30 protein-coding genes and 5 tRNA genes are annotated in these 26,814 nt (G+C 40.5%); 8 read left to right on the top strand and 27 right to left on the bottom strand.

Annotated elements, in window-relative coordinates; genetic code table 11:
- Positions 1-56: 56 nt before the first annotated feature.
- The 5 genes from KHQ31_RS02070 to KHQ31_RS02050 form a co-directional block, all read right to left on the bottom strand.
- Complete coding sequence (locus KHQ31_RS02070) at positions 57-929, bottom strand: N-acetylmuramoyl-L-alanine amidase (RefSeq protein ID WP_264336030.1); 873 nt, start codon at positions 927-929, stop codon at positions 57-59.
- Positions 930-1,089: 160 nt separating this feature from the next.
- On the bottom strand, positions 1,090-1,533 hold the full coding sequence (locus KHQ31_RS02065; RefSeq protein WP_213409341.1) for a nucleoside 2-deoxyribosyltransferase: 444 nt from the start codon (positions 1,531-1,533) through the stop codon (positions 1,090-1,092).
- A 29-nt stretch (positions 1,534-1,562) separates the two neighbouring features.
- Entirely contained in the window at positions 1,563-2,732 is a 1,170-nt protein-coding gene (locus tag KHQ31_RS02060; protein WP_213409340.1) for a hydroxymethylglutaryl-CoA synthase, read from the bottom strand.
- A 1-nt stretch (position 2,733) separates the two neighbouring features.
- Positions 2,734-3,927, bottom strand: coding sequence for a bifunctional phosphopantothenoylcysteine decarboxylase/phosphopantothenate--cysteine ligase CoaBC (coaBC, locus tag KHQ31_RS02055; protein WP_213409339.1), 1,194 nt, complete (start codon positions 3,925-3,927; stop codon positions 2,734-2,736).
- A gap of 170 nt (positions 3,928-4,097) precedes the next feature.
- Positions 4,098-5,639 (bottom strand): helix-turn-helix domain-containing protein, encoded by a 1,542-nt coding sequence (locus tag KHQ31_RS02050; RefSeq protein WP_213409338.1) that lies wholly within the window; start codon positions 5,637-5,639, stop codon positions 4,098-4,100.
- Between the two features lie 173 nt (positions 5,640-5,812).
- Between KHQ31_RS02050 and KHQ31_RS02045 the strand changes: the two genes are divergently transcribed.
- The 5 genes from KHQ31_RS02045 to KHQ31_RS02025 all read left to right on the top strand — a co-directional run bounded on the left by KHQ31_RS02045 (position 5,813) and on the right by KHQ31_RS02025 (position 6,353).
- A tRNA-Glu gene (locus KHQ31_RS02045) sits at positions 5,813-5,884 on the top strand.
- 21 nt (positions 5,885-5,905) lie between these two features.
- Positions 5,906-5,977, top strand: a tRNA-Glu gene (locus KHQ31_RS02040).
- Positions 5,978-5,989: 12 nt separating this feature from the next.
- A tRNA-Glu gene (locus tag KHQ31_RS02035) sits at positions 5,990-6,061 on the top strand.
- A 20-nt stretch (positions 6,062-6,081) separates the two neighbouring features.
- Positions 6,082-6,153, top strand: a tRNA-Glu gene (locus tag KHQ31_RS02030).
- A gap of 111 nt (positions 6,154-6,264) precedes the next feature.
- A tRNA-Ser gene (locus tag KHQ31_RS02025) sits at positions 6,265-6,353 on the top strand.
- 142 nt (positions 6,354-6,495) lie between these two features.
- Here KHQ31_RS02025 and ccpA read toward each other — a convergent pair.
- Positions 6,496-7,497, bottom strand: coding sequence for a catabolite control protein A (gene ccpA, locus KHQ31_RS02020; protein ID WP_213409337.1), 1,002 nt, complete (start codon positions 7,495-7,497; stop codon positions 6,496-6,498).
- A gap of 176 nt (positions 7,498-7,673) precedes the next feature.
- On the opposite strand from ccpA, the gene KHQ31_RS02015 reads away from it, so the two are divergent.
- Entirely contained in the window at positions 7,674-8,774 is a 1,101-nt protein-coding gene (locus KHQ31_RS02015) for a M24 family metallopeptidase (RefSeq protein WP_213409336.1), read from the top strand.
- Between the two features lie 103 nt (positions 8,775-8,877).
- On the opposite strand, the gene KHQ31_RS02010 is transcribed toward KHQ31_RS02015, so the two are convergent.
- The 10 genes from KHQ31_RS02010 to KHQ31_RS01965 all read right to left on the bottom strand — a co-directional run bounded on the left by KHQ31_RS02010 (position 8,878) and on the right by KHQ31_RS01965 (position 16,648).
- Complete coding sequence (locus KHQ31_RS02010; protein ID WP_213409335.1) at positions 8,878-9,606, bottom strand: hypothetical protein; 729 nt, start codon at positions 9,604-9,606, stop codon at positions 8,878-8,880.
- A 32-nt stretch (positions 9,607-9,638) separates the two neighbouring features.
- A complete protein-coding gene (locus tag KHQ31_RS02005) occupies positions 9,639-9,995 on the bottom strand; it encodes a DUF948 domain-containing protein (RefSeq protein WP_213409334.1) in 357 nt (118 codons plus the stop codon).
- An 86-nt stretch (positions 9,996-10,081) separates the two neighbouring features.
- Entirely contained in the window at positions 10,082-11,893 is a 1,812-nt protein-coding gene (gene pepF, locus KHQ31_RS02000) for an oligoendopeptidase F (protein WP_213409333.1), read from the bottom strand.
- 213 nt (positions 11,894-12,106) lie between these two features.
- Entirely contained in the window at positions 12,107-12,943 is an 837-nt protein-coding gene (locus tag KHQ31_RS01995; protein ID WP_213409332.1) for a VOC family protein, read from the bottom strand.
- Between the two features lie 207 nt (positions 12,944-13,150).
- Positions 13,151-13,846: an adaptor protein MecA gene (locus tag KHQ31_RS01990; RefSeq protein ID WP_213409331.1), complete on the bottom strand. Its 696-nt coding sequence runs from the start codon at positions 13,844-13,846 to the stop codon at positions 13,151-13,153.
- A gap of 68 nt (positions 13,847-13,914) precedes the next feature.
- Positions 13,915-14,343: a phosphate-starvation-inducible PsiE family protein gene (locus KHQ31_RS01985; protein ID WP_213409330.1), complete on the bottom strand. Its 429-nt coding sequence runs from the start codon at positions 14,341-14,343 to the stop codon at positions 13,915-13,917.
- An 8-nt stretch (positions 14,344-14,351) separates the two neighbouring features.
- Positions 14,352-14,870, bottom strand: coding sequence for a hypothetical protein (locus tag KHQ31_RS01980; RefSeq protein WP_213409329.1), 519 nt, complete (start codon positions 14,868-14,870; stop codon positions 14,352-14,354).
- A gap of 36 nt (positions 14,871-14,906) precedes the next feature.
- Positions 14,907-15,617, bottom strand: a complete 711-nt coding sequence (locus tag KHQ31_RS01975) for a CPBP family intramembrane glutamic endopeptidase (RefSeq protein WP_213409328.1) — start codon at positions 15,615-15,617, stop codon at positions 14,907-14,909.
- The gene (locus KHQ31_RS01970) at positions 15,601-15,813 is read right to left on the bottom strand and encodes a hypothetical protein (protein WP_213409327.1); all 213 of its coding nucleotides are present in this window, start codon (positions 15,811-15,813) and stop codon (positions 15,601-15,603) included. The genes KHQ31_RS01975 and KHQ31_RS01970 overlap by 17 nt, the downstream gene beginning before the upstream one ends.
- A complete protein-coding gene (locus KHQ31_RS01965; RefSeq protein WP_213409326.1) occupies positions 15,806-16,648 on the bottom strand; it encodes a Cof-type HAD-IIB family hydrolase in 843 nt (280 codons plus the stop codon). The genes KHQ31_RS01970 and KHQ31_RS01965 overlap by 8 nt, the downstream gene beginning before the upstream one ends.
- 135 nt (positions 16,649-16,783) lie before the next feature.
- Between KHQ31_RS01965 and mscL the strand changes: the two genes are divergently transcribed.
- Both mscL and KHQ31_RS01955 read left to right on the top strand, forming a co-directional pair.
- Positions 16,784-17,158 (top strand): large conductance mechanosensitive channel protein MscL, encoded by a 375-nt coding sequence (mscL, locus tag KHQ31_RS01960; RefSeq protein WP_213409325.1) that lies wholly within the window; start codon positions 16,784-16,786, stop codon positions 17,156-17,158.
- A gap of 172 nt (positions 17,159-17,330) precedes the next feature.
- Positions 17,331-17,975 carry a deoxynucleoside kinase gene (locus KHQ31_RS01955; protein ID WP_213409324.1) on the top strand — a complete coding sequence of 215 codons (645 nt, stop codon included), beginning with the start codon at positions 17,331-17,333 and terminating at the stop codon, positions 17,973-17,975.
- Between the two features lie 51 nt (positions 17,976-18,026).
- On the opposite strand, the gene KHQ31_RS01950 is transcribed toward KHQ31_RS01955, so the two are convergent.
- The 11 genes from KHQ31_RS01950 to ftsY all read right to left on the bottom strand — a co-directional run bounded on the left by KHQ31_RS01950 (position 18,027) and on the right by ftsY (position 26,804).
- Complete coding sequence (locus KHQ31_RS01950) at positions 18,027-18,476, bottom strand: NUDIX hydrolase (protein ID WP_213409323.1); 450 nt, start codon at positions 18,474-18,476, stop codon at positions 18,027-18,029.
- Positions 18,477-18,588: 112 nt separating this feature from the next.
- Entirely contained in the window at positions 18,589-20,094 is a 1,506-nt protein-coding gene (glpK, locus tag KHQ31_RS01945; RefSeq protein ID WP_213409322.1) for a glycerol kinase GlpK, read from the bottom strand.
- Positions 20,095-20,189: 95 nt separating this feature from the next.
- Entirely contained in the window at positions 20,190-20,375 is a 186-nt protein-coding gene (locus tag KHQ31_RS01940) for a 2-hydroxymuconate tautomerase (protein WP_213409321.1), read from the bottom strand.
- 33 nt (positions 20,376-20,408) lie between these two features.
- Positions 20,409-21,359, bottom strand: a complete 951-nt coding sequence (locus tag KHQ31_RS01935) for a YitT family protein (protein ID WP_213409320.1) — start codon at positions 21,357-21,359, stop codon at positions 20,409-20,411.
- A gap of 123 nt (positions 21,360-21,482) precedes the next feature.
- Complete coding sequence (gene rplS / locus KHQ31_RS01930; RefSeq protein WP_213409319.1) at positions 21,483-21,836, bottom strand: 50S ribosomal protein L19; 354 nt, start codon at positions 21,834-21,836, stop codon at positions 21,483-21,485.
- Positions 21,837-21,951: 115 nt separating this feature from the next.
- Positions 21,952-22,689: a tRNA (guanosine(37)-N1)-methyltransferase TrmD gene (gene trmD, locus KHQ31_RS01925; protein WP_213409318.1), complete on the bottom strand. Its 738-nt coding sequence runs from the start codon at positions 22,687-22,689 to the stop codon at positions 21,952-21,954.
- Between the two features lies 1 nt (position 22,690).
- The gene (gene rimM / locus KHQ31_RS01920) at positions 22,691-23,194 is read right to left on the bottom strand and encodes a ribosome maturation factor RimM (RefSeq protein WP_213409317.1); all 504 of its coding nucleotides are present in this window, start codon (positions 23,192-23,194) and stop codon (positions 22,691-22,693) included.
- A 169-nt stretch (positions 23,195-23,363) separates the two neighbouring features.
- Positions 23,364-23,636 (bottom strand): 30S ribosomal protein S16, encoded by a 273-nt coding sequence (gene rpsP, locus KHQ31_RS01915; protein ID WP_213409316.1) that lies wholly within the window; start codon positions 23,634-23,636, stop codon positions 23,364-23,366.
- A 102-nt stretch (positions 23,637-23,738) separates the two neighbouring features.
- Positions 23,739-25,178, bottom strand: coding sequence for a signal recognition particle protein (gene ffh / locus KHQ31_RS01910; protein WP_213409315.1), 1,440 nt, complete (start codon positions 25,176-25,178; stop codon positions 23,739-23,741).
- Between the two features lie 4 nt (positions 25,179-25,182).
- The gene (locus tag KHQ31_RS01905; protein WP_213409314.1) at positions 25,183-25,524 is read right to left on the bottom strand and encodes a putative DNA-binding protein; all 342 of its coding nucleotides are present in this window, start codon (positions 25,522-25,524) and stop codon (positions 25,183-25,185) included.
- 2 nt (positions 25,525-25,526) lie between these two features.
- On the bottom strand, positions 25,527-26,804 hold the full coding sequence (gene ftsY, locus KHQ31_RS01900) for a signal recognition particle-docking protein FtsY (protein ID WP_213409313.1): 1,278 nt from the start codon (positions 26,802-26,804) through the stop codon (positions 25,527-25,529).
- Positions 26,805-26,814: the final 10 nt, after the last annotated feature.

Genomic DNA, 26,814 nt, shown 5'->3' with positions numbered 1-26,814 from the left:
CACTGGTTATATATCGTCTTTTATTATCTAATATCCTTGAGTAGACGTCAAGGCTACTACTTAACGTTTTTAGCTGTAAATGCATCAATTCCAGCGATTACACTATCAGCCACATTGTTTTGATACTTTTCATCCTTAATGTAGGCAAAGTCCTTATCAGAATCAATGTAACCACCTTCGATCAAGACAGCTGGCACCGTGTTACGACGAAGGACATAATAGTCCCCAAAATCATTTCCACGATTAGGCATCTTGTCTGGCACACGCTTTTCTAGTTCATTATTAATCGCTTCAGCAAATTCGATTGAACCATCATCATGATAGTAGAAAGTAGTAAATCCACGGGCTTGGTTCTTCTTAACCGCATCAAAATGAATTGAAACGAACAAGTCAGCCGCCGTCTTCTTTGGTAATTCAGCAATTGTCTTCAACAGGACATCTGTGTCCCCTTGGCGTGACATAACCACATGGGCACCACGTGCTTCTAAATCAGCTTGCATCTTTAATGCGGTTTGTAGCGTGTACTTCTTTTCCTCAGATCCGTCATTCGCTGATGAACCTGGGTCAGTTCCACCATGACCGGCATCAATAACAACTGTCATTTCTGACATAGGCGTTACCTTATCAAGAGGTTGCTTACGTTCAACTAACCAACTCGCAACCCATCCCTTTGATTCATCTTCGCGACGAATTTCATACCAATTATCCTTGGTTTGCAAAATTTGCAGGTGTTCGCCTTGCTTCAAGGTTCCCAATTGTTTCGCTTTGTACCCTCGTTCTGCTCGTACTGGCACTTCATTAACCTGCACCGTTACTTGTTGTTGATACAACAAAAACATGGTTAGCCATGCAGCTAAACCAATCATGATACTTGAAATAAACAATGGAATTGTATATTCAATTAACTTTTGTTTAATCTTCTCCCCCACAAGAACCCCTTCTCCGCACGTTCCCAACTAGATATCACCATATCCGCCCGTACTTAATTCATTATTCTATTTTAATCTAATCGCTACAAAAAAGAACCCTTAACTCGGAACTTTTTCACTCCGTTTGTCAAAGATTCTTTGTTTTTATTTAAAATAAAGGTTAAAACATGTCACCTTGCCATGAACTTACAGGCATGGCATCAAAATCATATGTTTCAATCTCCGCTACATCTGTCAAAACAGCATGTGCTGGGACACCCATCATCAGATTAACACTACCAGCTGGCTTTTCTTTTACCAAGATAACTGGCTTACCAATTGCATTAGCATATCCAATTTCCCACGCAGTTCCAGGATCAACATGAGTTCCTTCGTAGTCAATCACAGCTGTGACAACATCAGCAGCATCAATGTTGGTACGATCAATATCAAATACAGCCGCTGCCCATTCAGGCGTACCCATTACCAAGTCTTTGAATTCTGCTTTTCGTGGACTAAAGAATGATGCTACCTTTGGATTAGCTGTTAAAGCCTCTTCCATACGGCTGATACGATCAATTTGGTCTTCATCAAAAAATGGTCCTGCTAGGTAAATCTTTGTCATGTGATACGTACTCCTTATTTATTCTGTTATTAACCTTGTTGATCAACGTATTGACGTTGTTGTTCTTTTAATCCTTGCAATACAAATCGTGCTGGATCAGAACTAATATCTAGTTCACGATCTGCAGAACCTGATAGCACTGACTTAAAAATTGTTTCATATTCTGCCACTGATACACGTTGACGTGCTGCAACCATGTCCTTGAAAGCAACTTCTGATACTGCAGCTTTAAATTCAGGTTGTACAGTCATTGAGAACACTTCACCTTCAGCCCCTGATCCATATGAGAATACGCCAATACGATCACCAGCCTTAAGGGTTGTTGTGTTGTCTAACAATGACAATAGGCTCAAGTAAGTTGACCCAGTGTACAGGTTACCAATTTGCTTGTTATAGTCACGACTATCTTCAAACGCTGCTAACAATTCTGCCTGCTTGTCTTCATTGACTTCTGGCAAAATGTCACGCAATGCCTTTAAGCCCATTTTTGTAAATGGTAGGTGATAAACAAAGGCTGATAGTTCATCTAATGATGCCCCATTCTTTTCCTTGTATCGATTCCACAATTCGCCAAAGAAATCACGGTAGATATTAGCTGAGAACTTCCCATCAACGACCGCTTCGCTTGTGTAATTCGGACGCCAGAAATCCATAATATCTGCAGTCATGTAGACACTATCGGGGTTAATTGTCACCAAACGTGGGTTTGCTGATACCAACATTGCAACAGCACCACCACCTTGAGTCACTTCACCACCCGTTTCTAGGCCGTAACGTGCAATGTCACTTGCGATAACGAGCACTTTTTTATCCGGATGTGCAGCGACAAAATCACGCGCATGCATTAGTCCATAAGTTCCAGCATAACATGCTTGCTTCATTTCAATTGTACGTGCAAAACGATTAATCCCAAGTAGACTTTGAACATAAACAGCAGCCGACTTTGATTGATCAATCCCTGATTCAGTGGCGACAATGATTTCTTCAATGTCTTCACGGTCACTATCACTTAACATGCTGTCAGCTGCATTGGCCGCCATTGTCACAATGTCTTGTGTGGCTGGAATAACAGCTTGTTGTGTTTGACCAATTCCAATCAAATACTTGTTTGGATCTTCGCCACGAGCTTCTGCCAAGTCCACCATATCTACATATAGATTTGGGGAGAAGAAATTAATTTTATCAATTCCAATATTCATGCTACTTTTCTAACCTTTCACTAATACGCGTTAAAATAGCGCGGGCAATATCATGTTTGTCAGCCAAAGGTAAGTTTTCTACCTTATCCTTCGTTACTAGACTAACAGCATTTGTATCATGTGCAAAGCCAACATTCTCTTGTGACACATCATTGGCAACGATCATATCAACATTTTTCTTTGCCAGTTTGCTTTGTGCATAATCAATCACGTTTTGTGTTTCAGCCGCAAAACCAACCATCATTTGTGTTGTTTTCAGTTGACTTAGTCCAGCTAAAATATCAGGATTCTTCACCAATGATAAAGTCATTGTATCAGAATCATCTGTCTTTTTAATTTTGTGGTCGGCAACATCAGCAACACGGAAGTCCGCAACAGCCGCTGCCATAATAACTGCGTCCATCTTCGGCAATGCCGTTTGCATAGCAGCTTCCATTTCAGTTGCTGATTCAACATGAATAACATGTACTGACGAATCAATTTGACGATCTACAGTAGATACAAGAGTTACATCTGCGCCCATTTTACGAGCTTCATCCGCTAATGCATAACCCATTTTACCTGATGAACGATTCCCAATAAATCGTACTGGATCGATTGGTTCAATAGTTCCCCCTGCACTAATCAAGATATGCTTACCGACTAAACGTTGTTCTGTGTTTAAGTAAGCGTCAATTTGTGCAATGATTTCTTCAGGTTCGGGTAAGCGACCTTTCCCTTCATAGCCTTCAGCTAATAGGCCTGTCGTTGGCGCAATAATATGGACGCCATCGGCTTCAAGCAAGGCTAAATTACGTTGTAAGGCTGAGTTTTCAAACATGTGTACATTCATTGCTGGTGCTACAAATGTCGGCACATGTCGTGCGCTTAGAACAGAACTAATGGCGTCATCCGCAATCCCATTGGCCATTTTCCCAATAATATTAGCAGTGGCCGGTACCACAACCATCAAATCAGCCCAATCAGATAAATCAATATGGCCAATTTGTTCATCTTGTGATGCAAACAAATCTGTTAAGACGGTTTCGTTTGTTAATACTGCGAATGTTTTTGGCGTGACAAATTCTGTTGCCGCTTGTGACATGACAACACGAACATGTGCCCCTAATTTCTGGAGTCCACGTACTAAAATAACGGCTTTGTATGCAGCTACACCGCCACTGACCATAACCACAATTTTTTTATCTTTAAACATACAATGATCTCCTATCTAAAATATTTCTATTTCTATATTCTACCACGCTTTTGATAAACGCCAAACGCTAAGCTTAATCCCCTGAAATACATCACACTATCCTAGACAAAAAAACTTAAAAATAAGAAAAAGCACCAACCCAGAAATGGTTTGGTGCTTTTTTTCACGCTTTAAATTTCAACATGAATACTTTCTTTTAATTCGTCCCAATCAGACACGTGGCGACTGGCCAAGAATTTCTTTTCACTCAATGACATTGCTTCTTTAATAAATTGGCTCAACGTAGTTGCATCTGGAAATGTTGTCCAGACAAAGGCTTTTGAGGCATCAAATGAATCTAATTCCATATCTGAAATGTAGAAATCCGGTGCGTCACTCTCGTTAAAGACAAAATTAACTTGCCATTGGCTTTCTAAAATACGATGCAAGACTGTTTCTAGTCCTGGTGAATACACAAAATCCAAAGAAACATGAATCTTTGGCAAAATCATGTTTGCAGGAATAATCGCAACCACCGCATTAAAGTGTTCTTGTGAAAGATTTGCAATCTTTTCATCTGCATTTGGTGTCCACATTAAGCGTTGACGCTTAAAGTCCTCCATCACGCAATCAACAAAATGAGATTGCACTGGGAAGTTTTCTTCCAAAAATTGCATACTAGTCTTTTTACGATCATACGTGCTTTCAAAGTACGCTTGACGCATATTTGGTCCAACAATCGCTAGCCCCAATTGTTTTTGATATTCTGTTGGCAATTCAGTACCAAAGAATTGTTCAAATATAGAAACAAAACGCTTTCGATCTTCTGAAAAATTATTTCCGACCTTATCAGTCATCATTGCACGTGGCACGCTACGAACGACACCACTGACAAAGAGTGCCAAGATAGAAAATAGGACTTCCGTACGTTCAATATGTTCTGGTAATTCAAACAATTCTTGGAACAATTCTCGGAATGCCTTGTATTTCTCTTGATCTTCTTCTGGCCAGTCTTGCCAAGGACGCACAAATTTTGGTAAATCTGCGTCACGCAAATAATGGCCGTTACGAATTCTAACTGACAGAATCATCACTTGCGTACGTAATGATTGACGTAATGATTGACGATTTTCAATGTCAAAAATATCCATGATTGCATCGACAATCTCTTCAATCTCCGCATTTTCAATTTCATTTAACGGCATTTCTGTATAGCTATGATATTGATTCATAATATGAACAAAGAAAGTACGAAGCGTTGCTTCATCACCAACCAAATGGTTATTCTTTGTAATTTTAATACCATGCTTACCTAATGCTTCAGTTGCACGTTCTTTAGATGAACGAATAACCGACACACTTGTATTATGTTTAACCGCAAAATTCTCATATGAAGTAACATTTTCCAGCAAGCTGTCAATTAAGAACCACCAAACAACCGAATTTTGGCGATAATAATGTTCCAATTCTAGAACTGCTGCTTGATTTTGTTTTTTTACTTCAATATATTTCGTGTCATAAACAAATTTTTCTTCGGAAACAGCATGTTGATGAACCAAATTTAAATCATCAATCAAGCTATTAAAAGCTGTTACAACACGATAACGTGACCATCCCAACTCTTCGATCACCGTTTTAAGCAACAGTTTTTCCCCTTCATGTAATATCAGATAGTCATGCAATTCTAATATTTCTTGTTCATGTCGGTCCAACATCCAACGTAAAAGATTCATAATTTTCCCTAGTCCCTTTTTTACACACTTTTGACTTTGTTATCAGTGTAAGCAAGAAAAAGAAATTACGCAACTAAGAGATTTAATTTTTTTTTGAAAAAAGGGTTGTCATTCATCAAAAAACTTGATATATTAATTCCTGTTGTTAAAACAAACAACGCAAAAACGTTTCTGGCTCATTGGTCAAGTGGTTAAGACTCCGGTTTTTCACACCGGCATCCAGGGTTCAATTCCCTGATGAGCTATTGTTTCAAAAACAAAATATTGGTCCATTGGTCAAGTGGTTAAGACTCCGGTTTTTCACACCGGCATCCAGGGTTCAATTCCCTGATGGACTATTGTATTATTTTGGCTCATTGGTCAAGTGGTTAAGACTCCGGTTTTTCACACCGGCATCCAGGGTTCAATTCCCTGATGAGCTATTTTGTTTTTAAACAAACCTGGTCCATTGGTCAAGTGGTTAAGACTCCGGTTTTTCACACCGGCATCCAGGGTTCAATTCCCTGATGGACTATCGCAAACAACGCTTAGGCGTTGTTTTTTTTTGCTCAAATCTCCTAACACTTTCCTTTTCCATACTTGAAATCACTTTCTCCCCCTCGTTATAATGTATCTATTCAATTATGGAGACATGGCAGAGTGGTAATGCAGCGGACTCGAAATCCGCCGAACCAGTGTTGAGCTGGCGCACGGGTTCAAATCCCGTTGTCTCCTTTTCTATTCTATCGGAGTCTCCTCGTGTTATAGATAAACAAAAAAGCCCCCAAATCGCATTCTCAGCGATTTGAGGGCTTTTTTCATATCATGATATCCTCAGACATTAAAAACGCTAAGAATCTCTTTAAATTATATATGTTTAATTTGTTGACGCACGTTCAATAAAGCCGTGTGGCAATTCAATTTGCTTTTCAGCCAATTCTTCGCGATCCAACAACTTTGTTAGCACACGCATGGCAACCGCACCCAAGTCATAAACTGGTTGTGTGATTGAACTCAATTGTGGACGTGTCATGCTAGTCAACGCAGTATTGTTACTTGTGATGATTTCAAAGTCAGCCGGAATCTTAACCCCAGCATCAGTCAAACCATTCAAGACACCCGCTGCCATGGAATCATTTACTGCGACGGCAGCAGTTGCGCCGGTTGCGATAATATCCTTAGCCATTGCATAACCAGATTCGTAAACATAGCTTCCTTGGAAGATAAGTGTTGGATCCAAATCCAATCCCTTCTTTGCCAAAGCTGCTTGATACCCCTTCAACTTGTGATCCTTGTTGATGGCGTGTTCCAAATCACCAGAAATAAAGGCAATCTTTTCATGGTCATTTTTCAATAACAAGTGTGTCGCATCTTCAAAGGCTTGCACGTAATTAATGTTAACTGATGGATGTTGGTTTTCTTCATCAACAGATCCAGCAAATACCAATGGCACATCAATAGAGTCCAAACGTTCGTCGACAGCTGCATCAATATGGTTACCCATGTAGATAATTCCATCAACTTGCTTACCCAACAAGTTATCAATAACTTCTAGGTTCTTTTCGTTTGATTCCCCTGCACTAGTCAAGATGATTTGGTACTTGTACATCTTCGCAACATCATCAATTCCACGTGCAAGTTCAACATAGTATTGATCAGCCAAGTCTGGCAAAATCAAACCAATCGTCGTTGTACGCTTAGAGGCCAATCCACGTGCAATTGCATTTGGACGGTATCCCAATTCCTTAATTACGGCTTGAACTTTTTCCTTTGTTCCCGCCTTAACGTTAGCATTCCCATTCACAACACGTGACACTGTCGCCATTGAAACGTTGGCTTCACGCGCTACATCATAAATTGTTACTGTTTGTTTTTCCATTATCGATTCTCCTTGTTCCCTAAGATTTTTGTCTGGGGGAGTATTTCAGAAAGCGCTTACTTAATGAGTATATCATGTTTTCATATGTATTTTCAAAGACAAAAGTTAATTTTAGCACAAACATTTTTTAATTAAAAGAGTACAATAGAGATAAATAACACAAAAGGAGCTCCAATATGACGACACATTTAACAGAGATTCAAACCTTGCTAAACGCTGAAGGCGTTGACGTTGCTTACTTTTCTGACTTCCATTCAATCGCATATTTGACTGGATTCGAATCAGACCCAATTGAACGAATTTTGGCCCTAATTGTTTTTCCACAACATGACCCATTTATCTTTGCGCCTGCCCTAGAAGTATCAGCCGTAAAAGAAAGTGGTTGGCCATACCCTGTCTATGGTTATCAAGATGCGCAAAATCCATTTGCATTGATTCGTGAACATATCTTAGATGTAACAACAAATACAACCCGTTGGGCCGTTGAGAAACAACAATTAACTATGGATAAGGCTAGTGCTTTGCAAACAGCCTTTCCTGATTTAAAGTTCACAACTGATTTGTCACCTATCATTGAACGCATGCGTTTGATCAAGACCCCTGACGAAATTGCTAAGATGCACGCAGCTGGTCGTGATGCTGACTTAGCGTTTGAATATGGTTTCGCCGCCTTAGCAGCTGGTAAAACAGAACTAAGTGTCCAAGCCGAACTTGAATACAAGTTAAAGATGCGCGGTGTTACTGGCATGTCGTTCGACACGATGGTGCAATTTGGTCCTCATGCCGCTGATCCACATGGTGCAACAAATAACACCAAGCTTAAGGGTGGTCAAATGGTCCTATTTGATCTAGGAACTATTCATGATGGTTACGTTTCTGACGCAACACGTACAGTCGCTTTTAATTCAGTTTCATTCCGTCAACGTGATCTTTACCAGCTTGTCTTAAAGGCACAACGCGAAGCACAAGCCGCTGTCAAACCTGGTATTACAACTGGTAGTCTAGATAAGATTGCCCGCGATATCATTACTGAAGGTGGCTTTGGTGATTTCTTTGTTCACCGTCTAGGTCATGGTTTGGGTGCATCAGTGCACGAATCACTCCAAATTGCCGCTGGCAATGACGTGATTCTAGAACCTGGGATGACTTTCTCAATTGAACCTGGAATTTACATCCCCGGTGATTTAGGAATTCGTATCGAGGATTCAATTGTCGTGACTGAAACTGGTTCAGAATCATTTACACACACGTCTAAAGAACTATTGGTTATCGATTAAATTCAATGATCAAAATCAATTTATAAAGAAAAAGAGACACCTAACTATCTCATAGCTAGGTGTCTCTTTTGTATTCATTTTAGTAATGATATTGGTGTATCAATTACTTAGCTGAATTATCAGCCTTCTTTGTTTCAGCTAATCCCTTTTTGTCAGTATCAGCCAATGACTTTTCGCTTGATGACAAAGCTGGACGGTCTGTCTTAGCCAATGTGTCCTTTGATGTCTTTGACGCCTTCTTCTTAGGTGTGCTTGACTTCTTAGTAGACTTTGACTTTGCTGCAGACTTGTTCTTGTCTTCATCTTCTACTTCAGCAACTAAACCAGTCTTCTTTGATTCAGACAATGGCTTCTTTCCTGACTTAGCAAGACTCTTAACTTGTTGCTTAGCAGTTGCCTTTAGTTCAGCTTCGGGCAAAAGCACTTCTATTTCAACCTTTTCTGGTGCAATAGCATCTTCAGCCAAGTCACTTGCATCTAGAATAATATCTGCTTCAGTTACAGCTTGAACCAAATCAGCATCATTCTTAAACGCTTGTGCCTTATCCATTGCTTGGTTAACAAAACCTTCTGCTTGCCCCTTCAATGAGTCAAGCTTACGTTCCAAACCTGCATCTTCAAATGAATCTTCGGCCTTTTCCTTTGCAGCGGCAAAAGTTGCACTTGCAATAGCTTCAGCTTCAAGAATGTATTCAACCACAGCATCAGTTGTTTCTGCTACCTTACGGTTAACTTCCTTCTTTTGGTTTTCATTCAACATCTTGTATCCTGCGTAACCAGCTGCAGCTGCAGCACCACCAACTAGCAATCCCTTAATAAATCCGTGTGCCATGTTTTACCCCTCCAATTTCCTGTAAAAGTTTTTTATGATCTCTTACGCATGCCATTAAATGTAGCAAACATTGATCCCATTTTTGACATGTTACTTGTACCCATTTGTGTTGTTAAGTTACGTGCTGCGTCGTTCAAACCAGAAACTGATTCGCCCAAATCCGCAACCGCTTGGAAGGCTGGGTCTAATACTTCAACCTTTCCATTAACATCTTCTAGCAAAACATTTGTGTTTGCCAACAAATCATCCGCTTCACGTGCAATGATGTCCACGTCCTTCAAGACGTTCTTCAATGGTTGTGTGATACGGAAAATCAAGAAGCTAATTGATCCCAAAAACAACAAAATCGCAACCGCGACAATCAGCCACGCAATTTCTCCCGGTGTCATACAAAGTCCTCCATTACCTTTTATACGCTTAATTTTACATGTTTATCGAGTACGGAACAAGCCAATACCTGCAAAATACAGAGCGCTTACATATCTAATTCATTTACCAATGCTTCAAACTCATTCAAGCGTTCTTCAAAAATATCGAAAGTTTCTTGCAAGTAAGTTGGTTGCATCATGTCAACGCCAGCCTTCTTCATAACATCAATCGGGAACGCTGATGAACCAGCCTTCAAGTATTGCTTGTAGGCATCTACTGCTGAAGTTCCCTTTGTCTTCATTTCATGAGCCATCGCAGTTGCGGCTGCAAAACCAGTACTGTATTGGAAGACATAGAAGTTGTAGTAGAAGTGTGGAATACGTGACCATTCATTCGCAATTTCTGGATCAACTTCAAGGGCTGGACCGTAGTAGCGTTGGTTCAATTCAGCGTATGCTTCATTTAGGACGTCCGCAGTCAACGGTACACCTTGTGCATCTTGATGGTGCATCCATTGTTCAAATTCAGCAAATTGTGTTTGACGGAACATTGTTCCCTTCACACCGTCTAAGTATTGGTTCAAGACAAAGGCACGCAACGCCTTATCTTCAATGGTATCCAACAAGTAGTCAGTTAGGAGATTTTCATTTGTCGTTGATGCAATTTCAGCCAAGAAGATTGGGTAATCACCATAGTGATAAGGTTGGTTTTGACGCGTTAAGTAACTGTGTACACTGTGTCCCATTTCGTGAACCAATGTGTACAAGTTGTTCAAATTATCCACCCAGTTCAACAAAATGAATGGGTTTGTGTCATATGAACCACCTGAGTAAGCACCTGAACGCTTTCCCTTGTTTTCTGGCACGTCAATCCAGCGTTCATCAAATGCCTTGTTAACGATATCTAAGTAATCATCCCCTAACGGACGCAATGCTTCTAGCGCAGTTGCTTGCGCTGATGTGTAATCAATTGCGTAATCAGGTTCACCCAAGATTGGTGTGTACAAGTCGTATGAATGTAGTTCTGAAACACCCAACAAACGCTTACGCAATGCAACATAACGGTGTAGCAATGGCAATGCTTTGTTAGTTTCATCAACTAATGTTTCATAAACAGCTTCTGGCACATGGTTGTTTGCCAATGATGCTTGACGTGCTGTTTCGTAGTTATGCACACGGGCCATGTAGTTGTGGCCCTTTACATGACTAGCCAATGTTGAAGCCAATGTGTTTTCTAGTGCAATGTATGATTCGTAGAATGTTTGGAATGTATCACGACGAACACGTCCGTCAGTTGATTCCAATAACTTTGAGTAAACACCGTTTGACAGTTGTTCCCATTCACCATCAGCATTTTCTACACGCCCAAATTGAATGTCCGCATTATCCAAGACACTGAATGTGCGTTGTGATGCACCAAAAATGTCCCCCGCAGCAGCCAACAATGTTTCTTGTTCTGCAGGTAGTACGTGACCACGTTGCGTCAACAAACTTTCAAAGTAGTGTTCAAATTGGTTCAATTCAGGTGTTTCAGCAAACAATGCGGCCAATTCATCTTCTGATAAAGCCAAGATGGCTGGATCAAAAAACGCAATCGCTGCTCCAACTTGTGCTGCCAATGCTTCAGCACGATTGTTCAAAGCTTGGTAGTAACCATTGGCTGTATCTTGATCACTCTTCATTGATGCATATACATAGACCTTTTCTAAATCACGCATTAGGTTCAATCCGTATTGTAGTGCCCCTAATAGTTGTGGTCCTGAATTCGTAACTGTCTCAGCAAAGTAGTCTGCTGATTCTAGACGTTCAGCAACATCTTCAAACATATCTTCCCATGCATCATCATTTGGAAAAATTGTTGATAGGTCCCACGTCATTGTCGTTGGAAGTTCATCTCGTTGTAAAAGTTCTTGGCTCATGGTTTGATCCTCCACTATTTTATTTATTGATAGTATTGTAACATTTTTGATAATTTTCTTCTTAAAGAGTTTACTTGTAAAGCATGAAAATTGGTCTAATTATCTATTATTAGGTATTTATACAGATATCGTTTCAAATATATAAGCAAAAATGCCACTAAAAACAAATTGTTCATAGTGGCATGCTTATGATTTATGTTAATGTCTTATGCCTTAGTTCTTGCGAACGATTGTCAGCTTGCTACCAACAACATCTTGAATCACAAGCTTATCTACTGTTTCTTCAAATACTTCTGTCACATTGTCTAAGTTTGAACGAACTGTGTCAAAATATTCCGAATCAACATTTACTTGCCAAGCAATTAAACCTTGTTCATCCATTTTTTTAGGAACTAAGTCACGACCAGCCCAGATATTCAATGCATGATGATGGTGATAACGATTATGTGAGTAGAAATGGGCATTTTCTGGTAAATCTAACACAGTATCTAACTGTAGTACATTGTTGAAGAAGTTATCCGCAACAGCTAAATCACGACCTGAAAAATGCAAATGACCAATCTTCATCCCCGTAGGAAAACCATCCCATACGCGGCTCACTTTACCCAATAAGCCATGAATATCGACATCAAATGTTCCCATTTCTACTTGCCCATCATGCCATGCCCATTTGTCACTTGGACGATCACGATATAGTTCAATCCCATTCCCATCTGGATCATCTAAATAAATTGCTTCACTCACTTGATGATCACCTGCGCCAATCAGATACTGTACCGCTAATAAACGTTGTACTAAGGCTCCTAATTCAGCAGCATTTGGAAATAATAGCGCAAAGTGATACATTCCCTCTTGTCGTTCTGATTGTGCTGGTCCACCAAATTGCAATGTTAGAAATGGCGCTTCACCAGCTGTGAATGCATAGCTATATTGTTGGTCACCGGTTTGTTCTTCCACAGCGTTAAACAAGTCCCGATAAAAAGCACGCATTTTAACTTCATCGTGCGCTAGTATCGTCAGATGAGCAATTTCATATTCTTTGACGTTCATGGTCTCTTCTCCGTAATCCACTTATCAGTGCATCTTTCTTTTATGTATCAACTGTTTATTATTGTGCCTATTCAGTAAGTCTCTTTCACTCAATGCGTTAACTTACATAAAGTAAGGATAACACAAGATAGAAAGTCCGTAAATTAAGGTTTTAGACTTTAATATGTAAATAAAAAAATCGCCCTAAGGCGATTTTCTTTGATTGATTTAATTTTGTTCAAAATAGTGACGCAATTGCAATGTCGCTTCTTGATTAAAAATTTGTTCACCATGCTCTTGCAAGACGTCGGCTGAAATCGGACTAACCGTTCCATACTCACGTGCAATCGCGGTACTGTCTTTAATTGTTGCCATATCATGCGTATCTGCGAACGTCATGACCAAGTAATACTTGTCTTGATAACGGAACAATTGTTCTTCAGCATAAAGCTTAGGTTGCATTTGGGCAAAATTAAGCACGTCTTCGAAACTGGCAAATTCAACTTGGATTTGTGTATCCACCATGTCATCTGCAATTTCAGTTTGACGCTCATCCTTATTAGGTGTTGCATCATCAAAACCTAGCAAACGATTTAGGAGTTCTTCCTTGACATCATCGTCTGGTTCAACACCTTCACGCTGATGTAATGCTTTGGCAACGGCCTTTTGCATCCCTGTTGGGTCTTCTAGGTTCTTAGAGATAAATAGCTCTAACCCTTGACCACTTGGTAAGATTTGGAATGTCACCGCATCGTTATCCATAAAGTCATGATCAGTGTCCACATCTTCCAATACTGCATAAAAGAAGCGCTCCATCTTCTCTTGACTCTCTAGCAAGTCCATTACGACAACATCATAATCTGACAAGTCTTCTTGTGTCATCATGACGCGAATCGTATCTTCATTAATTCGTTCAAAATCCATTTAGCTGCTCCTTTCAGTGATTGTTTGGACCACTTTTGTGTGTTCGATAACATCACTTACATGTTTATTTAAAAATCAATGGTATCACGTTCATCAGAATTTTGTAAGTGACGCAAATGTTGGTTCATCCAGCTGTATCCCATCAAACCAAGCAAAAGGACTACAATTGCCAAGGCTTGAATCAGCACTTCTGTTGCATCTGCATGATTAACCAACAGATTACGTAACATCGCTGTAATTCCAATGTACATAAAGTTCTTTAGTGAAATGTGCTTAGTCACGACATACTCACGTGTTAAGACAATAAACTCAAAAAACAAAAACGTTTCTAGAATCAATTCACTAATTGTATAGAAATCAGCTGGCATACTTGCTGTAAATACAAGCTTGGCAAGCAAGACCGTATCACGGAAGAAAAATCCCAGCAAAATGATTCCTAATGCCAACATTCCCCATTCAAGAATATGGCTGTAAAATACTTTAACAATGTTTTTCATAATATACCTTAACTTAACGATTGCTTCGTAAATGCAGCAAATGAGTATTGACTGTGGCGCACACCATAACGCAATGGTGATGCTTCATAAATTGTCAATGGTGTCTCTGTTTCATCATCCCAGATTGTCCAGTAGTCCTTCAAAGTCCATGTTGTTAGGATCGCAAATTGACTAGGTTCATCTGTACGTTGTAATAAGAAACCACTCATAAATCCACTCACATTATCAAAACCATGCGCTTGGTATGTTTCCCAACGACGAATAAAATTCGCACGTTCTTGGTCTGATAAAGTAATAAATGTAAAATTCATCCAACCACGAATTTCTTGTGCTTGTCCATGTTGTGACAAGATTTCATAACTCGTTGGCGTGTTAAAAATTGATGATTCAGTTGTCTTATCTAGTAATTGGTAACGCAATGGATCTGTATCATCCACAGTTAGCATCAAGTTACGTGAAGAATTTGCTTCACGTACGCTTTGTAGCACCTCTTCACTACCAAATGTTGTATAAAGATATTCTGTCATGATAGACCTCCTCTATTATTCAGCTATGCCAAATTTCTAAAGCATAGATAGCATCGCAAAGAAAGAAATAGCATTATTTAGTGCGTGCGTAAGCATCGCATATTGAATTTGTTGTGTTTTTTTGTAAACATACGCTAAGACACCACCCATTAGGGCATATTGTAAGAAATCAAATGGATTAAAAGCTGAATAAACGTGGAAATAACCAAACATTGCGGCTGATAGCACAATATTCCACCACCAACCCTTGTTCGTAAAGAAATAGTTCAACACGATGCCACGGAAAATTAACTCTTCCACAATCGGTGCAACGACAACTGCTAGGAAACCTACAAATACAATCCCGTAGATTCCTTGGCTAAATGTGTTTTGCAAAGTTAATTGATTGTTCGCAATTGCAATGTGCCCAACCACGAATTCACGGGCTAAATTAATGAACATTAGACCAAAAATGATCGCTAGATAACCAACAAACACATAGCTTAACTTCTCCCAAGTGACAGTATGCAGACGTAAGTCGGGATCCGCTTGTCTAACTGCGTATAGTAATACTTTTGTCACCGCAACTGTCAACACAGCCACAATCACCACCAGTAAACCAGTCGCGACTAGCCCATTTACAGGTTGCCCTAGCAAGACTGCTAACGTTTTACTTCCCGTCACACCGAAAATTTGAATCGAAAAATCTAGGATAATACCGGTTACAACCCACAAGAGCCCTGTCATCCAGTTAATTTTCGACGTCATAATCGTCACACTCCTTTTTACGACGTTGTAAGATGATTGTTGTCAAGGTCATCAACACAGTCATCCCAACAACCGTAATAAACATCATGCTCATGAACATCACCGGTGGCCACCCATGTTGATTACCAAACAAAGCTACGCTCACCAAAATAAACACGGTTAGCATGCTTGATAGGAAATAAACAAGTTTAATCATGTGCACCATCCAATACAAAACGATCCAAAATTTCAGCAATTGCACCTTCATTATTTGTTCGTTCTGTGACAACATCTGCGGCTTCTTGTACTGCTGGAATTCCGTTTGCGACACTGACCCCTAATCCGACAGCCTTTAGCATCGCCAAATCATTGTTGTTGTCACCAGCCGCAATAATTTCATCTTGCTTAATCCCTAGTCGTTCTCCCAACATTAGGCTAGCACTTCCTTTATCCACACCGGCCATGTTGAATTCAATATAGCGTCCTGATGAGAATGTTGCTTCGACTGTTTCAGCCCCAACAGCGGCTAATACGGCAGCCTTAATGGCTTCACGTACGTCAGCGTCTTCATGTTCAAAAATAACCTTCATCACCGGCGCTTCATTTTCAAGGAATGTCAAATCTGATGATTGTACTTCCTTGTAAGCAACACCACGTTCGGCCATGTACTTGGCATCAGATGCAGAGATATTGTAGATAAACAATGTATCAACGGTATAGATATGTGCATCTACCGTATCATTGATCAATCCAGCATCTAGAATTTGTTGTGCCAATGGCAACGTCATCCCACGTGTTACCAACACTTCGTTCCCTTTGTTTTCAACAATGGCTGCACCATTGTATGAAATCACGTATTGCCCAGCTTGGTCATACAAACCTAACGTCTTCAATAACGCTTGGACTGAACTAAATGCACGTCCCGTATTTGGCACGAACTTAAATCCTTGTGCAATCGCTTGCTTAATCGCACGAACATTTTCTTCGTGCACACTGCCATCATTATTCAATAATGTTTCATCCAAATCTGAAACCAACATTTTATAAGTCATTTCAATTCCCCCAACATTGTTCTATTAATATCTATTTTAACAGAAATTAAGGTTTAGTTTGGCATTTAGGCTCATTTGTTTTAAAATTGATAAAGTTATATTTCACTATATATTCTAGATACTAAGGAGTTTATTATGCGTAAGTTTATTTCAGAGTTCAAAACTTTCCTTACACAAGGAAGTATGTTGGATTTGGCTATTGCCGTTATCATTGGGGGCGCATTCCAAGTGATGCTAACATCACTTGTTAACGATATCTTCATGCCATTTATTGGTATTGTGACAGGTTCAATTGCGTTGAACGACATCGTTTGGCTTGTTGGTTCTGCTGAAGTGAAGATTGGTTCATTTTTGAGTAATGCGATCATCTTCGTCTTGACTGGATTTGTTGTCTTCATGATGGTAAAGATTTTGAACACAATTCGTAAGCCAGTTGAAGAAGAAGAAGAAATTGATCCTACAGTTGCATTGCTAACTGAAATCCGTGATGAATTGGCACGTAAAAACTAATTTTTAAATTTGTTACTTGTAACAAATCGCATAAACTAGGTATTGGTTCGATGAACCAGTACCTTTTTTTAATGTCAAGAATTGTATTCCACTTTTCTTTTAGCTAAGATAAGAACAACGAATTGATTCATTCACATAATCAAAGCGAAATTTTAAAAGAAGAAGGTCGACCATGGTGATTATCACAGCTGGGATGATTGGTGTCGGTAAGACAACATTAACAGGTCTATTGGCAGAACATTTGGGAACGGAAGCGTTTTTTGAGCCTGTTGGCGAAAACCCTGTTCTCCCTCTTTACTACGCAGATCCAAAGCAATACGGATTTTTGCTACAAATTTATTTCTTGAACAAGCGTTTTGCAATGATCAAGAAGGCGTTGGCCGCAGATAACAACATTCTTGATCGTTCAATCTACGAAGATGCCTTGTTCACGAAGGAAAACCATCGTGAAGGAAACATTTCTGACGCTGAAATGGACGTCTACATGAAGTTGCTAGACAACATGATGGGTGAACTTCAAACAATGGATAAGCGTCGCCCTGACTTGATGGTCTTTGCGAACGCTGACTTCGAAACAATTTTGTACCGTATCAAGAAGCGTGGTCGTGATTACGAACAATTCGACGATAACGAAGAATTGCGCGACTACTACTTCAAGATGTGGACTGCTTACCAACAATGGTATGAAGAATATGATGCCTCACCTAAGATGATGGTTGATTTGCAAAAGTATGATCTTGAAGATCCAGAAAACCAAGCCGTTATTTTGGCTGAAATTGATGCGCGTTTAGCTGAATTGGATACTGAAAACAAGTAATCGATACGTACGAAAAAACGAGACTGACAACTATGTCGGTCTCGTTTTTTGTTATTTCCATCCATTTTCCAGATATGGAATGCCTTTAAAATATGCATCTAAAGCTAATTTCCGGTCTGGAATAAAATTATCTGGTAGATCATTAATTGGTACCCACTGTAAGCCTGCACTTTTATGGGGTTCTTGTACTTGAGGCGTCCCCTCATATTTATTCACGACAAAGTAGCCATTGTAGTAAGTCAGCTCGGATGTGCCATATTTTTGATGTATCATGACCGCAAATGACAAATCCTCGACATTGACTTCAAGGCCAATTTCTTCTCTAATTTCGCGAATCAAAGCTTCTGACATTGATTCGTTTTCATCAACGTGCCCAGACGCTGCGACGTCTAAATATCCATCTCGTTTTCCTGTATTAACACGTTCATGGACTAAAATATGCTCTTTTGCATCATCAAAGATTAGTGCGTATACTGCAGAAAAATTTTTAAAATGTGTCATCTAGCTCTCCCATTATATTGCCTGATAATACCCTAAACACTCTACCATTTAGCATGATTATATCATCAAAAAAACTACAAGATGCAATGATCTTGTAGTTTCTAAATCAATATTAATCTACTTGAAATGTACGCGCAGCCGTGACAGCCTTTTGCCATCCCTTGTACGCCTTAGTCATTTCTTCTTCACGATCTGTATCTGGTTCGCTGTACTGACTACCAGTTGCAGTTGGTAGGTCATCTAGTCCCTTCCAGAACCCGACACCTACACCAGCTAGGAATGCTGCTCCCAATGCCGTTGTTTCTAAATGCGCTGGGCGTTGCACAGGCACATTTAGCAAGTCTGCTTGGAATTGTTGCAGATAAGTATTTGCAGCAGCACCACCGTCAATGACCAGACTTCCCACGTGCAAGTCTGTATCATTTTCCATTGCCACCAAAACATCCTTTGTTTGATAGGCCAATGCTTCAATGGTTGCACGAACTAAGTCAGCCTTTGAAGTTGCACGTGTTAGTCCAAACATAGCCCCACGTGTGTTGTGATCCCAGTAGGGCGCTCCTAGTCCAGCAAAGGCTGGAACCATGTAAATACGTTCTGGATGACGTTCACGTGATACAGTGGCCAATTCAGCAGTCTCACGGGCATCTGAAATCAATTCCAATCCATCACGTAACCATTGAATTGCTGCCCCAGCAATAAAGACAGATCCTTCCAACGCATAAGTTACTTGGCCATTTAATCCGTATCCGATGGTTGTCAAAAGACCATTATCTGAACGCGGAATGTTATCACCGGTATTCATCATGATAAATGAACCAGTTCCGTACGTGTTCTTAACATCTCCTGCCTCAAATGCTTTGTGCCCAAATAGTGCCGCTTGTTGGTCTCCGGCAATTCCTGAAATTGGTACTTGTAATCCAAAGAAGGCAAAATCAGCCGTGTGTCCAAAGAAGCCAGATGAATCTTTAACAGTTGGTAACATTGCTGCTGGAATGTTAAACAAATCCAACAGCTCTTGATCCCATTCAAGCGTGTGGATATTGTACATCATTGTACGTGACGCATTTGATACGTCAGTTGCGTGTACTTGACCATTTGTTAGCTTGTATAGAATCCAAGTATCAATTGTACCAAAGTATAATTCACCACGTTCAGCACGCTCACGGGCACCTGGTACAGTGTCCAACAACCACATAATCTTAGTTGCTGAGAAGTACGCATCGACCCAAAGACCTGTTTTGTCGTAGATCATTTCAGCATGGCCCGCATCCTTCAACGCTTGAGCAAATGCATCACTTTGCTTTGATTGCCAAACAACAGCAGGCGCAATTGGTTCACCAGTGATACGATCCCAAATAACAGTTGTTTCGCGTTGGTTTGTTACACCAATCCCAGCCACTTTGTACGGTTCGATATTTGTTTTAATGATGACTTCCGCCATGACTTGACGCGTGTCATCCCAAATTGTTTCTGCATCATGTTCAACCCAACCCGGTTGCTTAAAAATTTGTGGTAATTCTTTTTGTGCACTAGCTATTGCTTGACCATCATGGTCAAACAAAATGGCTCGTGTACTAGTCGTACCTTGGTCGATAGATAGAATATATTGATCAGCCATGGAGTTACTCCTACTTTTCTTATCAGTTTTTATGTACTTATTTTCACAAAATTAAAAGGAGTTAGTCAAAAGACTAACTCCTTTATTGTACTGAATTACTTCTCTGAACGCAAAGTTCCACCGTCCATAAAACGATCTGGGGCCATTTCGTTAACAATAACCTTAATCGCCTCTCGTGGGGCACCTGTGTTCTTTTCAACAGCTGTTGTAATATCAGCCATCATGGCCTTCAATTGTTCATCAGAACGCCCAGCAACAAGTTCTACGTGTACAAATGGCATATCATTTACCTCTAATTATTTTAAATTAAATTTTTATTGACCTTGTTCAACGGCTTCATCAACACTCAAAGCCGCATCAATTTGGTTACGCGCCGCTTGGCGTTCCTTCAAGATTTGGGCTTGTAAGTCTTCATTGTAGAAGTTTTGTGGTACTTGTACAGTTTCCACGATGTTAATAAAGGCATCCTTATCAACAAGCTTCGTCATTTCAGTCACTTCCGCAACTTCGTACTTTGAGATAACCATCATCAATGTTGATGATGCTTCGTGTGAGAAAGCACCCATTGATGGCATGATTGTGATTCCACGAATCAAGCGGTTTTGCAACGCTTCCGCAACTTCATTTGCACGACGTGTCACAATAAACACGGTCAACTTTTGATAACGTGTGTGAATTGAATCAATCGCAACTGATGTCGCGTAAATACCAATAATTGTGTACATCGCGTTTTGCCAACCAATAAAGGCTCCAGCAATAATAACGATGGCGCCATTGATAAACATACTAATGCTTCCAATTGACTTCCCAGTGGCCTTTTGTACAGCCATCGCAATGATGTCCATCCCACCAGTTGAGAAACCAAACTTAAATGTTAATCCAATGGCAATTCCAACCAACAGACCACCAAACAAGGCTGCTAGGATGGGTTCATGATCAACGACTGATCCCTTTGGCATGACAATCATCATGAATGAGATGAAGAAGCTATTCATAAATGAAATCAATGTGAATCGCTTACCCGCAAACTTTAACCCAATCAATAGAATTGGCAAGTTAAAGATCATGATGATAACCCCAACGTCCACACTAGTATGGAACACGGCTTCGATGAATAGCGCCATCAATTGCGCCACCCCATTAAAGCCACTTGAGAATATGTTATTAGGAATCAAAAAATTGTTCATCGCAATGGCCACGATTACGCCTGAGAAAATAAAGACTGCAATACGTGTTAGCCAAGTTTTCAAATGTAGAAAGTCCATAAAGACACCTCACTTTTAGTCATTAATTCATTATGCAATACTTTTGTATTTCGGGCTAGTCTTTTATCAAAATCAAATAAAAAAGCCACCTCATTGCTGAGATGGCTCTTGTTAATCCTAGGATTAACGGCGTGCTTCAGGAATACGAGCAGCCTTACCGTGCAATGCACGTAGGTAGTACAACTTGGCACGACGAACGCGACCGTAACGTACTACTTCAATCTTGTCTACACGTGGTGAGTGTAGAGGGAATGTACGTTCAACACCAACACCGCTTGAAATCTTACGAACAGTGTAAGTAGCTTGAATTCCAGCCCCTTGACGCTTAATAACAACACCTTCGAACAATTGCACACGTTCGCGTGATCCTTCGACGATACGAGCGTGAACACGTACAGTGTCTCCGGCACGGAATTCAGGCAAGTCCGTACGTAGTTGTGATGCAGTTAACTTTTCCAACAAAGCATTTTGACGCATGTTAATCTCCTCATCAACAATCTTTCACCATTCGGCCAGCGGATCATTGGGTTTTATTTTTGGTTCCAAAGAACCATATACAAATATACCGCTTCTAGAATTAAAGTGCAAGGAATTATTCTGCAGATTCTTCCGCTTTTACTTCCGCCAACAACTTTGCTTCTTCCTTTGACAATTCATAATTGTCTAACAAATCAGGACGACGTAGGTATGTACGACGCAATGATTCCTTTTGCTTCCACTTCTTAATGTTTGCATGGTGTCCTGAAGTTAGGACTTCTGGAACCTTCTTACCTTGGAAGTCAGCTGGACGTGTGTATTGGGGGTATTCCAACAAACCAGTTGAGAATGAGTCATCTACGGCTGACATTTGATCACCCAATGCTTCATCCAACAAACGAACAGTTGCATCAATCACAGTCATGGCTCCTAGTTCACCACCAGTTAACACGAAATCACCTAGTGAAATTTCGTCAGTCACCAAGTCACGAATACGTTCATCGTATCCTTCATAGTGTCCAGCGATAAATGTTAGGTGTTCTTCCTTAGCCAATTCCTCAGCCTTGGCTTGTGTAAATGTTTCTCCTGCTGGGTCTAGCAAGATAACACGTCCACGTGAACCTGCCTCTGCTTCAATGGCATCCATTGCTGCATAAATTGGTTGTGGCATCAAAAGCATTCCTTGTCCACCACCGTAGATTTCATCGTCTACTTTATTGTGCTTGTTGTCTGTGTGATCACGGAAGTCAACCACGTTAAAGTCAACCAAGCCCTTTTCAATTGTCTTCCCAATAATTGATTCACGCATTGGCGCAAACATATTAGGGAACAAACTTAAAACATCAATACGCATGTTAGATTTCCTCTAGTTGTGTGACATGAGCTGTCTTGGCATCCAAATCGATTTCTGTCACAACAGATTCGATGTATGGCAAGTAAATGTCATCATGTCCCTTACGGCTAACAACCCACACGTCGTTGGCTGGTAATTCCATGATTTCCTTAACCGTTCCAAGTGTTTCACCGTTTTCGTTATCGATAACAGTCAAACCAACGATTTCGTGGTAGTAGAATTCGTCGTCATCAAGATCTTGAAGTTCTTCCCCATCAATCATCAATTCGCGACCCTTGTACTTTTCAACGTCATTAATGTTTTGCATATCCTTGAATGAGATCAAGAAGAATTGCTTGTGTTGACGAACTGTTTGAATAGTGACATTCAAAGGTGTTTGTCCATCAATGACCAATTCTTGCCCCTTAACGAAACGTTCTTCCGGGAAATCAGTTGTTGCCATTACTTTCAATTCGCCACGAATACCGTGTGTGTTCACGATATTTCCTACTTTATATAAAGTCATAATTGCTCCTTCATGCGTTTAAATTATGTATCTCAGTATAGCACAAAATGCTTATCTCGACATTTTAGATACCTGGCAAAAGATACTGGTTATGATTTATTTACTGATATAAAGGCACAAAAAAAGAGCTACTCAGATGAGTAACTCTTTTTTTAAATCAAGCAACTAATTACTTAGCAAGCTTTGATTCGTGGAACTTCTTCATGATACCAGCGTTAGAGAACAAGTTCTTAACAGTATCTGAAGGTTGAGCACCCTTGCTCAACCATGAAAGTACAACTTCTTCATCAAACTTAACCTCAGCAGGTTGAGTCAATGGGTTGTATGTTCCAACAGTTTCGATAAAGCGACCATCACGAGGTGCACGTGAGTCAGCCACTACAACACGGTAAAATGGGCGCTTCTTTGAACCCATACGCTTCAAACGGATCTTTGTAGCCATGTGTAATTTCCTCCAGTAATTTTTCTACAAGTAATAATATAACAGGACTTTCCATGCGTGTAAAGTGTTTTTCCTTTACACTTGTAAAAAAGTTTTTATTTATTAGCGCTTGCGCTTCTTCTTGGCCTTTTGGACACGACGAGCCATTTGCTTCATCGCCATATTAGCCATCTTGCCTTTCATACCAGAACCTTGACCGCCCATTCCCATGGCACCCATCATTTGTTCCATCCCGGCCATGTTACCGTTCATAACTTGACCCATCATCTTCTTCATTTCGTTAAATTGCTTGATTAGCTTATTAACTTCAACTACTGGGCGTCCAGCACCAGCAGCCAAACGACGACGACGTGAAGGGTTCAACAAGTCTGGGTTTTCACGTTCAGCGGGTGTCATTGAGTAAACAATCGCCTTAATGTGTGCCATGTCCTTGTCGTTGATTTGTACGTTCTTCAAAGCTGGGTTGTTAGCCATCCCCGGAATCATCTTCAAGATGTCTTCCATTGGTCCCATGTTTTGCACTTGTTGCATTTGGTCTAGGAAATCATTGAAGTCAAATGTCTTGTCCTTCATCTTTTCCATTGTAGCTTGTGCTTGCTTTTCATCAAAGTCCTTTTGGGCCTTTTCGATCAAAGTCAGCATATCACCCATACCAAGGATACGGCTTGCCATACGATCTGGATGGAAGACATCCAAATCAGTCATCTTTTCACCTTGACCGACGAACTTGATTGGTTGGCCAGTCACGGCACGGATTGACAAGGCAGCCCCACCACGAGTATCACCATCTAACTTAGTTAGCGTTACCCCAGTGATACCTAGACGAGCGTTAAATCCTTCAGCTGTTTCTGTGGCGTTTTGCCCAGTCATCGCATCAACAACCAACATGATTTCATCTGGTTGGGCGATTTCCTTAATGTCAGCCAATTCTTGCATCAACGCTTCGTCGATTTGCAAACGACCAGCCGCGTCAATGAAGACGTAGTCAGCCTTCGCTTCACGCGCAGCTTCCATACCTTGACGCACGATTTCACGTGGGTCAACGTCTGTTCCCAAGTCAAAGACTGGCACATCCATTTGTGATCCAAGGACCTTCAATTGGTCAATGGCGGCTGGACGGTAAATGTCGGCTGCGATCATAAATGGACGCGCCTTGTTTTCTTCCTTCAACTTGTAAGCAAGCTTACCAGCTGTTGTTGTCTTACCAGCCCCTTGTAGACCAACCATCATAATAACAGTTGGAATCTTTGGTGACTTGTTCAATGGGACGTCAGTTTCTCCCATCATCGCAACCATTTCATCGTTAACGATAGAAACGATTTGTTGGGCTGGGTTTAATCCATCAAGGACTTTAGCACCCGCGGCCTTTTCACGGACGTTACGGATAAATTCCTTAACAACTGTGTAGTTAACGTCGGCGTCCAACATGGCCATACGAATTTCACGTAATGATTCACGTAAATCAGCTTCAGTAACCTTCCCTTTACGACGAAGACCTGTCATCGCATTTTGAATGCGTTCTGTTAATCCTTCAAATACCATCGCATTACTCCTCTTCTAGCAATCCCAATTCTGCGACTAGCGTAGCTAGTTGTGCATCATCGGCATAGTTATCATTAATGTAATCTGTTAGTTCTGTCGCTGCTGCTTCACGCTTCAAGTAATCTTCAAACATGTGTAGCTTAGCTTCATAATCTTCCAGTAATTGTGTACTACGCTTTAAGTTGTCGTAAACCGCCTGACGTGACACGTCAAACTCTTCCGCAATTTCTCCTAATGAGAAATCATCCGCATAATACAGTTGTAGATAATCCTTTTGACGTGTTGTTAAAAGTGGTTGATAGAAATCAAATAGCGCATTTAATCGCGTCGTCTTTTCAATTTCCATGTCTACTCCTCAATTAAACCACTAAACAAGCCCTTAGTGAACTCATCAGCCTTAAATGGTTGCAAATCACCCACTTGTTCACCCAAACCAACCCACTTAACTGGTAAGTGTAATTCATTACGGATTGGCAAGATGATTCCACCCTTGGCTGTTCCGTCTAGCTTTGTTAGGACAATTCCTGTTACGTCAGTTGAATCCTTAAACAAACGGGCTTGTTGCAAAGCGTTTTGCCCAGTTGTTGAATCCAATACTAGCAAGACTTCTTGTGGTTCGGCTGGCAATTCGCGTGAGATAATACGCTTCATTTTAGCCAATTCTTGCATCAAGTTCACATTGTTTTGCAAACGTCCAGCTGTGTCGACAAACAATACATCCGCGTTTGTATCGATAGCTGTACGAACACCATCGTAGACAACTGAAGCTGGATCAGCTTGTGCCTTACCACTCACAACAGGAATATCATTACGACGTCCCCATTCTTCTAATTGTTCTGTTGCTCCCGCACGGAATGTGTCGGCCGCAGCCAAGACAACCTTCTTACCTTCAGCCTTGTAACGCGCTGACATCTTACCAATCGTTGTTGTCTTACCAACTCCATTAACCCCAACAAACATAATGACTGTTGGCCCTTCTGGCGCAAAGTGCATGCTTGTGTCTTCGTTAACACCTTGGGCTTGGTAAAGTTCGATCAACTTATCCATGATGATCTTTGAAACTTCTTGTTTGCTCTTGGCATTTTGTAGCTTCACTTCATCACGTAGTTCATCCGTCAACTTCAACGCTGTTTGTGCCCCAACGTCGGCACCAATCAACGTTTCTTCCAAGTCATCAAAGAAGTCTTCATCGACTGAACGGAAATTCGCCATGAATTGGTTCCAACGTTCTGACCAAGTCTTACGTGTCTTCTTCAAACCATTTTCTAGATTTGTATCACTAACAACTGTTTCTGTTTCTGTTTCTGTTTCTGTTTCTGTTTCTGTTTCTGTTTCTGTTTCTGTTTCTGTTTCTGTTTCTGTTTCTGTTTCTGTTTCTGTTTCTGTTTCTGTTTCTGTTTCTGTTTCTGTTTCTAGAGTATCAGCAATCGCTGGTTCTGCTGCAACGGTTTGTGTTGGTAATTTAATTTCTACGGCCATTCCTGGTGTAGGTAGCAATTCAACCACTTCAACAACGGGTGTTACATCAACTTCTGGTTGTGCTAATGCTTGTGGATACAAAATTTCAACTTCTACTTTAGGTTGAACTGGTTCCTTTGGTGTTTTAAAAAAATCAAATAATCCCATGTTTAGTATC

This window comes from Weissella ceti (assembly GCF_018394055.1).
GTDB lineage: Bacteria > Bacillota > Bacilli > Lactobacillales > Lactobacillaceae > Weissella > Weissella ceti.
This window is presented reverse-complemented; position numbering and strand designations above follow the sequence as displayed.